The organism is Pseudomonas sp. TE3895 (genome assembly GCF_056278855.1).
Window position 1 is genome coordinate 5843310 of record NZ_JBWBQE010000001.1, and the last position, 13705, is coordinate 5857014.

Here is a 13705-nt window from a genome sequence, read left to right on the forward strand (position 1 = left end):
TTTAGCAGCATCAGGGTTCCGTCGCTAATGCTTGAGTGATAACTGGACCACAGATCGCGCAAAAGGTTTTAGCGTGTTCGGCGATAATCGACGAACAGCACTCAGTGCTTCTTGGGCGTGGCTACATTATCGCGCAGATAAACCGGTTGCGCCTGCTCGGCGACGATTGCCTCGCCACGGGCCCAGGCAAAGGTGGCCAGGCTGAGGACGTCGAGGGCGTTGGGCAAGGCACCCGGGTTGCTAGCCGCTACCTGTACCGCCAGGCGCTCGGCATAGCCCCATCCGGTACCGGCACCGAACCACTCGCCATTGCTGCCTGCCGGTAGCGCCACCTGCTCGGGCGGCAACACGGCTTCACGGCCGACCAGGCGCATTTCGCCCGCCGTGGCCTGATAGCAGCCCCAGTACACTTCATCCATGCGCGCATCGATGGCAGCTGCCACCTGCTGCACGCCATGCTCGCGCAATGCACCCTGGGCCAAAGCGGCCAGGTTGGACACCGGCAGCACTGGGCGTTCGAGGGCGAAGGCCAGGCCTTGCACAACACCGATAGCAATACGCACGCCGGTGAACGCGCCCGGGCCACGGCCAAAGGCAATGGCATCCAGCGCATTCAGTGCCACGCCAGAGTCGGCCAGCAGTTGCTTGATCATCGGCAGCAGCTTCTGGGCATGCATGCGCGGGATCACCTCGTAGTGGCTGGTCACCTTGCCGTCATGCAGCAGCGCGACGGAACAGGCTTCGGTGGCGGTATCCAGGGCCAGCAGGGTGGTCATCGAACGGGTATCCAGGTGCGAATGAAAAAGAGCGGCAGTATAGAGCAGCAGCGGCGTTGTGTCCCGAGGGGGCCGCTGTGCGGCCCATCACGCTGATTTCAAAGCCTGCACTGGCCCTGGAGGAGCGACCTTGCGTCGCGAAAAGGGCCGCAAAGCGGCCCCAGGGTTTCAGCGGTATCACACCATTGTCTGGGGCTGCTCTGCAGCCCTTTCGCGACACAAGGCCGCTCCCACAGAAGCGGGCCGTTGTCGAGGTGCGTCAGGCGCCGGATCAGCTCAGGGCTGCCAGGACCTTGGCGGTGATGGCTTCAACCGAGCCGACACCTTCGATGTGGCTGTACTTCGGCTTGCCGCCATTGGCAGCCGACAGCTTCTGGTAGAAATCCACCAGCGGCTTGGTCTGGCTGTGGTAGACCGACAGGCGATGGCGAACGGTTTCTTCCTTGTCGTCGTCACGCTGGATCAGGTCTTCACCGGTCTCGTCGTCCTTGCCTTCCACTTTCGGCGGGTTGTACTGAATGTGGTAGGTACGGCCCGAGGCCAGGTGCACGCGGCGGCCAGCCATGCGGCCGACGATTTCTTCGTCGTCCACGGCAATTTCGACCACGGCATCGATGTCGACACCGGCAGCGACCATGGCTTCGGCCTGTGGGATGGTGCGTGGGAAGCCGTCGAACAGGCAGCCGTTGGCGCAATCAGGTTGAGCGATGCGCTCCTTCACCAGGCTGATGATCAACTCGTCGGAGACCAGCTGGCCGGCATCCATGACTTTCTTCAGCTCCAGGCCCAGCGGGGTGCCAGCCTTGACGGCGGCACGCAGCATGTCACCGGTGGAGATCTGTGGAATACCGAACTTTTCGGTGATGAACTTTGCCTGAGTACCTTTACCGGCCCCGGGAGCTCCCAGCAGAATTACGCGCATCTCGTGCTCCTCAAATTTTTGTATGAAATTCAATGGATTCGGCGACCAGGGCCAAGTCCGGAAAATCGGGTATGACCATAAATCGGTCAGAAGGCTGCTCAAGATACACAGCGCCCGGCAGCCAGACAAGCGTCCCAAAGTTGCAGGAATGCGCCACTTGCGGCTGACCGGGCAGGCGGTTGCGCCAGGCGCAACCACTCTCCCCGTCATAGTGCCGGGCCTGGATGGCACGCGCCAGACATGACCCGGGCTTGCCCTTAGCCGGTGTTGCGCAGCCCGGCGGCAATACCCGCCACGGTCACCAGCAAGGCCTGCTCCAACGGGCTGTCCAGAGCGGCTTCGCGACTGCGCGAGCGGGCCAGCAACTCTGCCTGCAGGCGGTGCAACGGGTCCAGATAGGTATTGCGCAGGCTAATGAATTCCAGTGTCTCGGGGCTGTGCGCCAGTAGCACCGGCTGCCCGGTCAGACCCAGCACTACCTGGCATGACTGCGACAATAGGTCGCGCAGGTGCGCACCTAAAGGACGCAAGTGCGGTTGCACCAGACGTTCGTCGTAGGCCTCGGCAATTTGTGCATCCGCTTTGGCCAGTACCATTTCCAGCATGTCGATGCGGGTGCGGAAGAACGGCCATTGCTCGCGCATCTGTGCCAGCAACTCACCCTGACCTCGGGCCAAGGCATTGGTCAGCGCCGTTTCCCAGCCCAGCCAGGCCGGCAGCATCAGCCGGGTCTGGGTCCAGCCGAAGATCCACGGGATGGCCCGCAGGCTTTCGATGCCCCCGGCGCGACGTTTTGCCGGGCGGCTGCCCAACGGCAGGCGCCCCAGTTCCTGTTCTGGCGTCGACTGACGGAAGTACTCGACGAAATCGGGATTCTCCCGTACCACGCTGCGGTAGGCCTGGACACCATCGGCGGCCAACTGGTCCATCACTTCACGCCAGGCCGGCTGCGGGGGCGGTGGTGGCAACAGCGTGGCTTCAAGCACGGCAGCCAGGTACAGGTTGAGGTTTTGCTCGGCAATGCCCGGCAAGCCGAACTTGAAGCGGATCATTTCACCCTGCTCGGTGGTGCGGAAACGCCCCGCCACCGAACCCGGTGGCTGCGACAGGATCGCGGCATGGGCCGGGCCGCCGCCTCGCCCGACCGTACCGCCACGGCCGTGGAACAGCAGCAGCTCGACCTGATGCTCGGCACAGATACGCACCAGGTTTTCCTGAGCCCGGTACTGCGCCCAGGCAGCAGCCGTGGTGCCGGCGTCCTTGGCCGAATCGGAGTAGCCGATCATCACTTCCTGCGGGCCGCGCAGGCCCGCGCGGTAGCCCGGCAGGCCAAGCAGGCGCTGCATGACCGGGCCGGCGTTGTCGAGGTCGGCCAGGGTCTCGAACAGTGGCACCACGCGCATGGGGCGGGTCAGGCCGGCTTCCTTGAGCAACAGTTGCACCGCCAATACATCCGAGGCGGCACCGGCCATGGAGATGACGTAAGACCCCAGCGAGGCGGCCGGCGCAGCGGCCACTTCCCTGCAGGTCGCCAGCACTTCGGCGGTGTCCGCTTGCGGCTTGAAATGCGCAGGCAGCAGGGGCCGGCGGTTTTTCAGCTCGGCCTGGAGGAACGCGATGCGCTGCTCCTCATCCCAGTCGGCGTAACGCCCCAGGCCCAGGTAATCGGTAATCTCGGTCAGCGCATCACGGTGGCGGGCAGCGTCCTGGCGTACGTCCAGGCGGCCCAGGAACAGGCCGAAGGTCACCGCACGACGCAGGCAGTCAAGCAGCGGCCCCTCGGCGATCACGCCCATGCCGCATTCGTGCAGTGACTGGTAGCACAGCTCCAGCGGCGCGATCAGCTCGCGGTTGTCCACCAGCACGTCGGCACCGGCCGGTTGGTTGCTGGTCAAGGCCGAATGCGCCCATGCGCGTGTCGCACGCAGGCGGTCGCGCAGTTGCTTGAGCACAGCGCGGTAGGGTTCGGCACTGTCGCCAACCTGCTTGCGCAGGGTGTCGTTGGCCTGCTGCATGGACAACTCGGCGGCCAGTGCATCAATGTCGCGCAGGAACAGGTCGGCGGCCATCCAGCGCGCCAGCAGGAGTACTTCGCGGGTGACGGCAGCCGTCACATTGGGGTTGCCATCACGGTCCCCACCCATCCACGAGGCAAAGCGGATCGGCGCGGCCTCCAGCGGCAGGCGCAGGCCAGTGGCCTCCAGCAGGGCCTTGTCGACCTTGCGCAGGTGGCTGGGGATGGCATGCCACAGTGAATGCTCGATCACTGCGAAACCCCACTTGGCTTCGTCTACCGGCGTAGGCCGGGTACGGCGGATTTCCTCGGTGTGCCAGGCCTCGGCGATCAGCCGGCGCAGGCGCTCGCGCACTTGCTGGCGTTCTGCCGGGGTCAGGTCACGATGGTCCTGTGCGGCCAGTTGGCCGGCGATCGCGTCGTACTTCTGGATCAGCGTGCGGCGGGCCACTTCGGTGGGGTGTGCGGTGAGCACCAACTGGATATCGAGCTTGGCCAGTTGCCGGGCCAGGGCATCGTTGCTGTGGCCTGCCTGCTTCAAGCGCCCCAGCAGCTCGGGCAGTACCTGCGCTTCGAACGGCTCGGGCTGGTCGGCGTCGCGGCGGCGGATCAACTGGTACTGCTCGGCCATGTTGGCCAGGTTGAGGAACTGGTTGAAGGCCCTCGCTACGGGCAGCAGGTCTTCTTCGGCCAGGTCCGCCAAGGTTGAGCTCAGCTGCTCACCCGGGCCGCGACGGTCGGCCTTGGCACTGTGGCGGATGTCCTCGATTTTCTGCAGGAACGCATCGCCATGCTGCTGGCGAATGGTTTCGCCAAGCAGCTCACCCAACACATGGACATCTTCACGCAAACGCACATCGATATCGGTCATTGGCGCTCTCTCCGTTGCATCCCTATCAGCCTCAGCGCGCCCTGTGCAGGAGCGAGCGGTATCCCCCAAGAGTGCCCACAGCCGGGCGACGATGGCAAGCCGTGATCGGCCAAACCAAACTAAAGTGAAAGCACAGCACTCCCATGCAGTGCAGCCTTTCCAGGCGTCAACAGAGGTCATCATGAAAATCCGTGAACTCGCCCAGCACTGGGAACAGAATGCCGCCGGTACCCTCAGCCGTACCGGCCATGTCCTGCATCTGGACCTGGAGTCCGAAGCGCGCCTGGCCGCGCTGATCGACATGTACCCCAAGCGCACCGCCGAAGAACTGCTCGGCGAACTGGTCGCCGCCGCCCTTGAAGAACTAGAGGCAAGCTTCCCCTATGTGCAGGGCCGCCAGGTCATCGCCACCGACGAAGAAGGCGACCCGCTGTACGAAGACGTTGGTCCTACGCCGCGCTTTCTCTCCCTGTCCCGCCAGCACCTGCACAACTTGAGCAACACGACAGTCGACAGCGACAAATAATCCTGCGCTTCAGCATTCCGGGCCTGCTCAAGGCCCGGAATACCGCTCCAGCCTGGGAAAGTTCCAGGCAAATCGCACTGACCGATCAGTCAGAAATACTTATTCGATTACGGCGCTTTTTTCTGAACTATTCGAAAAACGTTCGAGTCGGAGCCAATAGCCATCACGCTAAAACCCTGCACACTGCCCTCGTGCACCGTTGAGCTGAAGCGCGCGGTTTTGTCAGGGATTGAGCGATGGACTGCTACGGACATCGTCGTTATCAGGAGTGATCCAATGGAGCTGACCACCATGAAGACCCGCACTAGCCAACTGTCATCCACTCATGTGCGCGGGTTCAAGCTGGCCGCGCTGGCGCTGGGCAGTAGCCTGGTCCTGGCCGGCTGTGCGGGCAATCCGCCCACCGAGCAGTATGCCGTTACCCAGTCCGCCGTGAACTCCGCCGTCAGCGCTGGCGGTACAGAGTTCGCCGCCGTGGAAATGAAAGCGGCTCAGGACAAGTTCAAGCAAGCCGAAATCGCCATGCACGACAAGAAGTACGACGAGGCCAAGCGCCTGGCCCAACAGGCCGAGTGGGATGCCCGCCTCGCCGAACGCAAGGCCCAGGCAGCCAAAGCCCAGAAGGCCGTGCAGGATGCCCGCCAGGGCGTTCAGGACGTACGTGAGGAAGGCCTGCGCAGCGCTCAGTGAGCCCTGCCCCGCCAACCTTAGCCTTCGCACACGATCAAAGGATGAACACTATGCGCAAACACGTCATGATTCCCGCCCTGCTGGCCCTGAGCGTCGGTCTTGCTGCCTGCTCGCACGATCCGAATGCCAACCTGGAATCGGCCCGCACCAACTTCTCCTCGCTGCAGAGCGACCCGCAAGCGAGCAAAGTCGCGGCACTGGAGACCAAGGACGCCCAGGACTGGCTGAACAAGGCCGACAAGGCCTACATGGACCGTGAAGACGAGAAGAAAGTCGACCAATTGGCCTACCTGACCAACCAGCGCGTCGAAGTGGCCAAGCAGACCATTGCCCTGCGCACCGCCGAAGCTGAACTGAAGAACGCCTCGGCCCAGCGCGCCCAAGCCAAGCTGGATGCCCGCGACGCGCAAATCGCCAAGCTGCAGGACAGCCTCAACGCCAAGCAGACCGACCGCGGAACGCTGGTGACCTTCGGCGACGTGCTGTTCGACTTCAACAAGGCCGAACTCAAGAGCAGCGCTTACCCGAACATCACCAAGCTGGCCCAGTTCCTTCAGGAAAACCCGGAACGCAAGGTGATCGTCGAGGGCTACACCGACAGCGTCGGCTCGGCCAACTACAACCAGACACTGTCCGAGCGCCGTGCCAACAGCGTGCGCATGGCACTGGTGCGTGCCGGGGTAGATCCGGCGCGTATCGTTTCCCAGGGCTATGGCAAGGAGTACCCGGTAGCGGACAACTCGAGCAACTCGGGACGTGCGCAGAACCGTCGGGTGGAGGTGACCATCTCCAACGACAACCAGCCGGTGGCACCACGCTCGGTGAGCCAGGTTCAGCGCTAAGGCTGGCTAGCTGAAAGGACAAGCCCCGCGATCGACGCGGGGCTTTCTTTTGCCTGTTCTGGCCTCTTCGCGGGTGAACCCGCTCCTACAGGGGGCAATGAAGTCGTCGCAGGCGCGGGCTTGCCCGCGAAAGGGCCGGCTCACTGTACCTGCTGCGGTGTTTCCTCGCCCATGCAGCGCACCGCGCGCTTGCGGTTGTCCACCAGCACGCCGGTCAGGCCTTTCTGCTGGGTGTCGAACAGCACCAGCACGCCGTCGACGCACTGGGCCACTTGCGGCGCCGGGTCCAGCGATACCTTGTAGTCCTCGCCGGGGATGGTCTTGAGCATGGTGAAGTCCTGCAGCAGCAGGGCATCTTCGGGCTTGGCGAAATGCAGGTAACCGTAATACCACAAGGCCCCCACCGTCACGATGATGCTGCCGACGCCGGTCAGGATCAGCGGGATGGCGTTGCGTTCTTCACTCATTGCTTGTTCTTCTCGTCAGGGAAATTGGGCACTTCGGCAAGCCGCCGCAGGCCGTTGAAATGGCTGGGGTCATCGAGAAACCGCAGCATCACCTGGCGCCAGGTAGGGTCGGCGAAGGTCTGCACGTGCCCCCCCCGGGTCAGTTGCAGCACCCGCGGTGGTGGCGCGTGCTGATACAGGCGGATGCCGTTGTCCATCGGCACCAGGTTGTCGTCGATGCTGTGGAAAAACAACTTGGGCGGGCTGCTCAATCGCTCGATCGAGCGGATCGCGCTGTCGCCGTCCGGCACTAGCCACGACAGCGGAACCTGCAATGGCCAGGTCATCCAGGAGGTGCTGAGCGCAAAGCGCCCCACCGCGCGGTAACTGGCCGGCACACCATCGAACACCAGGGCGCTGAAGCGCTGACGCTGCTCGGGGTGGGCCGCCAGGTAATGAATGGCCATGGCACCGCCCAGGCTCTGCCCCAGCAGTACCAGCGGCTTGCCCTTGACCTCGGGCGCCTGCTCCAGCCAGGCCATGGCTGCAGCAATGTCCTGGTACACCTCCGGCAGGCTCGGCTGGCCCTGAGACAAGCCATAGCCGCGGTAATCGATCATCAACACCTGGTAGCCCTGCTCCGGCAACCAGTAGCTACCCCCCAGGTGCCCTGGCAGGTTACCGCCGTTGCCGTGCAGGTGCAGCACCGTGCCCTTGACCTCGACCCCGGCCTTGGCTGGCAGCCACCAACCGTGAAGGCGGATGCCATCAGCAGTGGTCAGCGTGACATCGCGGTATTCCAGCTTGGCACGCTCCGGGGTGAAGGCCTGACCACGCTCGGGGTAGAACAACAGGCTGCTGCAGCCGCCAAGGCTCAGCAGGGCCAGGCCGAGGACGAGCAGGCGGCAGTGCTCAGAGAATGTTCGCGTAGTCGGCTTCAATGCGATCCAGGCTCAGGTGGTTGAGGAAGTTGGAGAAGCACATCCAGGCCGACAGCGCACTCAGGTCGCGGAACTGTTCAGGCAGGTACTTGGGCGGCTCGACCAACCCTTCTTCGACAAGTTGGCGCAGGGTGCGCATGTCTTCCAGGGTGGTCTTGCCACAGAACAGCAACGGGATCTGTTCCAGTTTGCCCTTCTTCACGGCCAACTGAATGTAGTTGTAAACCATGATGAAGCCCTTGAGGTAGGACAAGTCCTTGGTGAATGGCAGGCCGTTGGGTACCGAGCCGCGGAACACCCGGCTGGCGTTGCTGTAGCTCTGCGCCATCTCGAAGCCCTGCTCGCGGAAGAAACCGTAGACCTGCATGAAGTCTGCACCCTCCTCGACCATGTGGATGGCTCGGGTGCGGTTGGTGAGCTTGCGCAGGCGGCTGGGGTAGGAGGCAAAGGCGATCACCTCCATGAGAATCGCCAGGCCCTCCTGGGTTACCGTCGAGGAGGGCGGGCCCTTGGCCAGGAAGGTGCAGATCGGCTGGTTCAGGCCATTGAGCGTGGTGCCGACATGCACCAACCCTTCATGCACCTCCAGGGCGCGCACATCGCGGGCGTTGAACATGGCATCGGCACGCACCTTGATGTAGTCGGCACCGGCTGCGGCATCGGCGACGATACCGTCGGACTCGAACACGCGAATGGTCCCTTCAGCCTCGCCGAACACGTTGTTCAGCCGGTGCTGGAGGATCTCCACCGCCTCCTTGGCGGTGAGATTCTTTGGCTCATCCTTGAGGTCACCACGGCCATCGATGTTGTTCAGGTAGTCCGACAGCATCAGGCCAAGGTCGGCCAGGGTCGGATCACCGGCGTGGAAAGCATCCGAGGCGGCGCCGTACAGCTCCTGGGAGATCAGGCCGAAGTCCTCGGTACCGCGCGCTTCAAGCATGCGCACCACCATGCGGTATTCGCGGCACATGCGCTTCATGATCTGCCCGACCGGGTTGAACTGGCCCAACTGGCGAATGATGTCGCGCTCGATGCCCTGGAACTCGGCCTTGACCGCGCTGGAGTCGAACGACAGCGGACGCGATTGGTAGTAGGCTCGATCAACCGCCGGCGGCTCCTTGCCCTTGGCCTTGAGAAAGCCCTGGCGGATGTTGTCGTCCCACTTCACCGCGTCCAGGACCCGGATAGGCGTCTGTGCCGCGACGATGCGGTCGGACAGGGCGCGGATGGTTTGCTGGTATTCGTCCACCGGGGACTCCTTTCTAGTACACGAAACCTGTACCGGCCTCTTCGCGGGCAAGCCCGCTCCTACAGGGATATCAAGAAGCCCAGGCCTGGCAAGGCCCCTGTAGGAACGGGATTGCCCGCGAAGAGGCCGGTACAGGCCACTACTTGCTGGAACGCTGGAACCGCGCCACTTCAACGAACAGGTCGGAGTTGGCCGGGTCGTCCAGGTAGGCCAGCACCCGCGCCGCCGGGCTATCGATCAGCACGCCATCGCCGTTGTCGTCCGGCACTTCGGTACTGCGACCGGTCAGTTCCTTGTTGTCCACCGCCTGCTGTACCTGCTCGACATCCAGGTTGTAGACCACCAGCTCCTTGCCGTCGACGATATCGAAGCCGCCAATCAGGAAATTGCCACCCAGGCGCTTGGGCACGCCAGCCGACAAGTACCAGCGGTTGCCATGGCGTGACACGGTGAACACGTACTCTTCAGGCGCCTTGCCCTTGGCGGTGGCCACTGCCTTGTAGGCGTCGCCACCGCTACGGCTGATCACCAGTTTCAACGGTTCTCCCCAGGCGTCCTTGCTGCTCCACTTGCCGAGCAAGGCCTTGGGCGCTGCCTGGTTGCTGGGCAAAGGCTCATGGAAGGTCACCAGACAACCGCCCAGCAGCAGGAATGACAAAGTCAACAACACCACACGCCAGGCTCTCATCAGGTTCTCCTTGAAAAGGTCGTTCTCGGCTCAGGCCGATGCCAGCACCAGCTGCAGGTATCGGGTAAGCATAGCGAGCATCTGCCCATCGGCTTGCGCATTCGCTTGCTTGAGCAGGCCTTGATATTCCAACTGCTCGATAATCGCCGTCAACATCTGTGCATCCTGCTCCGGCTGCCGCGAGCCCACGACCTGCAGCAATTGCCGGGTGCCGTGCAGCAGGATCTGCTCATGAGCGCACACCAGCTCAGCCAGTCGCGGGCACAGCAATGCTTCCTGGCGGAAAGCCTGCTCGGCCATCAGGAAGTCACGGCGGTTCAGCAGTTGCCGCTGAACGTAGTCGGCGGTCATGCGCGCCACCTCGTCAGCCAGCCGCGCCCGGGCCTGCGGGCTGCCATCGCCCTGTGCCAGCAACTGGCGCAACACCACCTCGGTGTTGGCCCACAGCTTGGCCATGTAAGCCGCACTGCGCTCGACGTACTGGGCAAAGGTATCGGTGAGCAGGTCCTCGATGTCCTTGAAGTAGTAGGTGGTGGCCGACAATGGCACGCCGGCCTCGGCGGCCACTGCCCGGTGGCGCACACCGCGCACGCCATCGCGTACGACGATGCGCATGGCGGCATCGAGAATCAACTGGCGACGCTGTTCGCTGCCTTGGCGGGCAGTCTTGCGGCCTTGGTATTGCACGCTTTCGGCGACGGCGGTGGCGATGCCGGCGGCGCCTTGGTCAGGCATGGCGGGTGTCACGGGGGATACCTCATGGGCGGTGTTTCGTCAGTGCTGGCCCCTTCGCGGGTAAACCCGCTCCTACAAGGCCTTTGTAGGAGCGGGTTTACCCGCGAAGAGGCCGGTACTGACAACATAAAGCTTCAGGCAAGAAAAAGCCGCCTCGAAAGGCGGCTCGTTCAGCTCACTCAGGCCTGCGGACGCATGTGCGGGAACAGGATGACGTCGCGGATCGACGGCGAGTTGGTCAGCAGCATCACCAGGCGGTCGATGCCGATACCTTCACCGGCGGTCGGCGGCATGCCGTACTCCAGCGCACGAACGAAGTCGGCGTCATAGTGCATGGCTTCATCGTCACCCGCGTCCTTCTCGGCCACCTGGGCCAGGAAGCGCTCGGCCTGATCTTCGGCATCGTTGAGCTCGGAGTAGGCGTTGGCGATCTCGCGGCCACCGATGAACAGCTCGAAACGGTCGGTAACGGCCGGGTTGTCGTCGTTGCGACGGGCCAGCGGCGACACTTCGAACGGGTACTCGGTAATGAAGTGCGGCTGTTCCAGCTTGTGCTCGACCAGCTCTTCGAAAATCATCACCTGCAGCTTGCCCAGGCCTTCATGGCCCAGCACCTTGGCGCCGGCCTTCTTGGCAATCTCACGGGCGCGGTCGACGCCCTGCAGGTCGGCAGCGGTCAGCTCCGGGTTGTACTTGAGGATCGAGTCGAACACCGACAGGCGTACGAACGGCTCGCCGAAGTGGAAGACCTTGTCGCCGTACGGTACGTCGGTAGAGCCCAGTACCAGTTGCGCCAGCTCGCGGAACAGTTCCTCGGTGAGGTCCATGTTGTCGCGGTAGTCGGCGTAGGCCTGGTAGAACTCGAGCATGGTGAACTCAGGGTTGTGACGAGTCGAAACGCCTTCGTTGCGGAAGTTACGGTTGATCTCGAACACTTTTTCGAAGCCACCCACGACCAGGCGCTTGAGGTACAGCTCCGGCGCGATACGCAGGAACATGGCCATGTCCAGGGCGTTGTGGTGGGTTTCGAACGGCTTGGCTGCCGCACCGCCCGGGATGGTCTGCAGCATCGGCGTTTCGACTTCAAGGAAGTCGCGCTCGATGAGGAACTTGCGGATGTGCGAAATCACCTGCGAACGCACACGGAAGGTGTGGCGGGTTTCTTCGTTGACCATCAGGTCGACGTAGCGCTGGCGGTAGCGCTGCTCGGTGTCGGTCAGGCCGTGGTGCTTGTCGGGCAGCGGGCGCAGCGACTTGGTCAGCAGGCGCACGTTGGTCATTTCGACGTACAGGTCGCCCTTGCCGGAACGGGCCAGGGTGCCTTCGGCGCTGATGATGTCGCCCAGGTCCCAGGTCTTGACCGCGGCCAGGATTTCTTCCGGCAGGGTCTTGCGGTTGACGTAGACCTGAATACGGCCAGTCATGTCCTGGATAACCATGAACGAACCACGGTTGAGCATGATGCGGCCGGCGACCTTGACCGGGATCGCGGCTGCTTCCAGCTCTTCCTTGGTCTTGTCCGCGTATTGCTTCTGCAGGTCGTTGCAGTAGCTGTCGCGACGGAAGTCGTTGGGGAAGGCATTGCCCTTGGCACGCTCGGCGGCAAGTTTTTCCTTGCGCAGGGCGATCAGGGCGTTTTCTTCCTGTTGCAGGTCTTGCGATTCGGTCTTGAGGTCGCTCATGTCGTCATTCTTTCCATCAGGTATTCGTTGCCCGTTCCGGGCAGGGCACGCGCTACCGGCGGCTGGCCAGATAGCGCGGCATGGGGGTGCGAATTACAGGCCCTGCTTGAGGCTCGCTTCCAGATACTGGTCAAGGTCGCCGTCCAGGACTTTCTGGCAGTCGCTACGCTCGACGCCGGTACGCAAGTCCTTGATGCGCGAGTCATCCAGTACGTAAGAGCGGATCTGGTGGCCCCAGCCGATGTCCGACTTGCTGTCTTCCAGCGCCTGCGAAGCAGCGTTGCGCTTCTGCATTTCCAGCTCGTACAACTTGGCCCGCAGCATTTTCATGGCGGTGTCCTTGTTGGCGTGCTGGGAACGTTCGTTCTGGCAAGCCACCACGGTGTTGGTCGGTACGTGAGTGATACGTACTGCCGAGTCGGTGGTGTTCACGTGCTGGCCACCGGCACCGGAGGAACGGTAGGTGTCGATGCGCAGGTCGGACGGGTTGATCTCGATTTCGACCTTGTCGTCGATCTCGGGCGATACGAACACCGCCGAGAACGACGTGTGGCGACGGGCACCGGAGTCGAACGGGCTCTTGCGCACCAGGCGGTGCACGCCGATTTCGGTGCGCAGCCAGCCGAAGGCGTATTCACCCTTGATGTGCACGGTGGCACCTTTGATACCGGCCACTTCACCTTCGGAAAGCTCGATGATGGTGGCGTCGAAACCACGCTTGTCGGCCCAGCGCAGGTACATGCGCAGCAGGATGTTGGCCCAGTCCTGCGCCTCGGTACCACCGGAACCGGCCTGGATATCCAGGTAGGCGTTGTTCATGTCCATCTCGCCGCTGAACATGCGACGGAACTCAAGCTGGGCCAGGTTTTCTTCCAGGCTTTCCAGCTCGGTCACGACGTCGCCGACGGCGCCTTCGTCATTTTCTTCGACGGCCATGTCGAGCAGGTCCTGGCAGTCACCCAGGCCGTTGGACAGCTTGTCCAGGGTCTCGACGACCTGGGCCAGCATGGCACGCTCGCGGCCCAGTGCCTGGGCGTACTCAGGCTTGTTCCAGACGTTGGGGTCTTCCAGCTCGCGGTTGACTTCGATCAGGCGGTCATGCTTGTGATCGTAGTCAAAGATACCCCCGAATTGACTGGGAACGCTCGGTGAGGTCCTTGATGGTGTTCAGGATCGGTTGGATTTCCATGGGCGGGCTACTCGTGCGAATTCGGTGAAAAGCCCGCGAGTATAACCGAGTCCGCAGCATGGCGGCAGACCCGCCGGGCGGTCGTATGTAGATAGGGCAACCTGCGCTCCCACACAGGCCGCGCCGTCTCCAGG

At 63.0% G+C, this 13705-nt stretch carries 13 protein-coding genes; 3 read left to right on the plus strand and 10 right to left on the minus strand.

Going from position 1 to position 13705, the window contains the following annotated elements:
• Positions 1 to 101: 101 nt before the first annotated feature.
• The 3 genes from tsaB to ppc form a co-directional block, all read right to left on the minus strand.
• Positions 102 to 776, minus strand: coding sequence for a tRNA (adenosine(37)-N6)-threonylcarbamoyltransferase complex dimerization subunit type 1 TsaB (gene tsaB / locus ACZ889_RS26435; protein WP_084850407.1), 675 nt, complete (start codon positions 774 to 776; stop codon positions 102 to 104).
• A gap of 271 nt (positions 777 to 1047) precedes the next feature.
• Positions 1048 to 1698, minus strand: a complete 651-nt coding sequence (gene adk / locus ACZ889_RS26440; protein WP_004575467.1) for an adenylate kinase — start codon at positions 1696 to 1698, stop codon at positions 1048 to 1050.
• 257 nt (positions 1699 to 1955) lie between these two features.
• Positions 1956 to 4583, minus strand: coding sequence for a phosphoenolpyruvate carboxylase (gene ppc, locus ACZ889_RS26445; RefSeq protein WP_010952597.1), 2628 nt, complete (start codon positions 4581 to 4583; stop codon positions 1956 to 1958).
• A 181-nt stretch (positions 4584 to 4764) separates the two neighbouring features.
• On the opposite strand from ppc, the gene ACZ889_RS26450 reads away from it, so the two are divergent.
• The 3 genes from ACZ889_RS26450 (at position 4765) to lptF (ending at position 6641) form a co-directional block, all read left to right on the plus strand.
• Complete coding sequence (locus ACZ889_RS26450; RefSeq protein ID WP_180689350.1) at positions 4765 to 5109, plus strand: pilin assembly protein; 345 nt, start codon at positions 4765 to 4767, stop codon at positions 5107 to 5109.
• Positions 5110 to 5385: 276 nt separating this feature from the next.
• Positions 5386 to 5799 carry a DUF4398 domain-containing protein gene (locus tag ACZ889_RS26455; protein ID WP_003252223.1) on the plus strand — a complete coding sequence of 138 codons (414 nt, stop codon included), beginning with the start codon at positions 5386 to 5388 and terminating at the stop codon, positions 5797 to 5799.
• 50 nt (positions 5800 to 5849) lie between these two features.
• Positions 5850 to 6641, plus strand: coding sequence for a lipotoxin F family OmpA-related lipoprotein LptF (lptF, locus tag ACZ889_RS26460; RefSeq protein ID WP_003252221.1), 792 nt, complete (start codon positions 5850 to 5852; stop codon positions 6639 to 6641).
• Positions 6642 to 6781: 140 nt separating this feature from the next.
• On the opposite strand, the gene ACZ889_RS26465 is transcribed toward lptF, so the two are convergent.
• From ACZ889_RS26465 to prfB, 7 genes are all read right to left on the minus strand, one after another.
• Positions 6782 to 7108 carry a PA3694 family proteiin gene (locus ACZ889_RS26465; protein WP_003252219.1) on the minus strand — a complete coding sequence of 109 codons (327 nt, stop codon included), beginning with the start codon at positions 7106 to 7108 and terminating at the stop codon, positions 6782 to 6784.
• On the minus strand, positions 7105 to 8028 hold the full coding sequence (locus tag ACZ889_RS26470) for an alpha/beta hydrolase (protein ID WP_003252217.1): 924 nt from the start codon (positions 8026 to 8028) through the stop codon (positions 7105 to 7107). Before ACZ889_RS26470 ends, ACZ889_RS26465 begins: the two co-directional genes overlap by 4 nt.
• Positions 8000 to 9277: a flavohemoglobin expression-modulating QEGLA motif protein gene (locus ACZ889_RS26475; RefSeq protein WP_003252215.1), complete on the minus strand. Its 1278-nt coding sequence runs from the start codon at positions 9275 to 9277 to the stop codon at positions 8000 to 8002. Before ACZ889_RS26475 ends, ACZ889_RS26470 begins: the two co-directional genes overlap by 29 nt.
• Positions 9278 to 9416: 139 nt before the next feature.
• Positions 9417 to 9965 (minus strand): hypothetical protein, encoded by a 549-nt coding sequence (locus ACZ889_RS26480; RefSeq protein WP_476257968.1) that lies wholly within the window; start codon positions 9963 to 9965, stop codon positions 9417 to 9419.
• A 30-nt stretch (positions 9966 to 9995) separates the two neighbouring features.
• Positions 9996 to 10700, minus strand: a complete 705-nt coding sequence (locus tag ACZ889_RS26485; protein WP_003252210.1) for a TetR/AcrR family transcriptional regulator — start codon at positions 10698 to 10700, stop codon at positions 9996 to 9998.
• Positions 10701 to 10879: 179 nt separating this feature from the next.
• Positions 10880 to 12382, minus strand: coding sequence for a lysine--tRNA ligase (gene lysS, locus ACZ889_RS26490; RefSeq protein ID WP_476257969.1), 1503 nt, complete (start codon positions 12380 to 12382; stop codon positions 10880 to 10882).
• A 93-nt stretch (positions 12383 to 12475) separates the two neighbouring features.
• Positions 12476 to 13571 (minus strand): peptide chain release factor 2 gene (gene prfB, locus ACZ889_RS26495; RefSeq protein WP_061405587.1). Its coding sequence is split into 2 segments (ribosomal slippage): positions 12476 to 13498 and positions 13500 to 13571, totalling 1095 coding nucleotides; the frame shifts between segments, so codons are not numbered across the junction.
• Positions 13572 to 13705 lie beyond the last annotated feature (134 nt).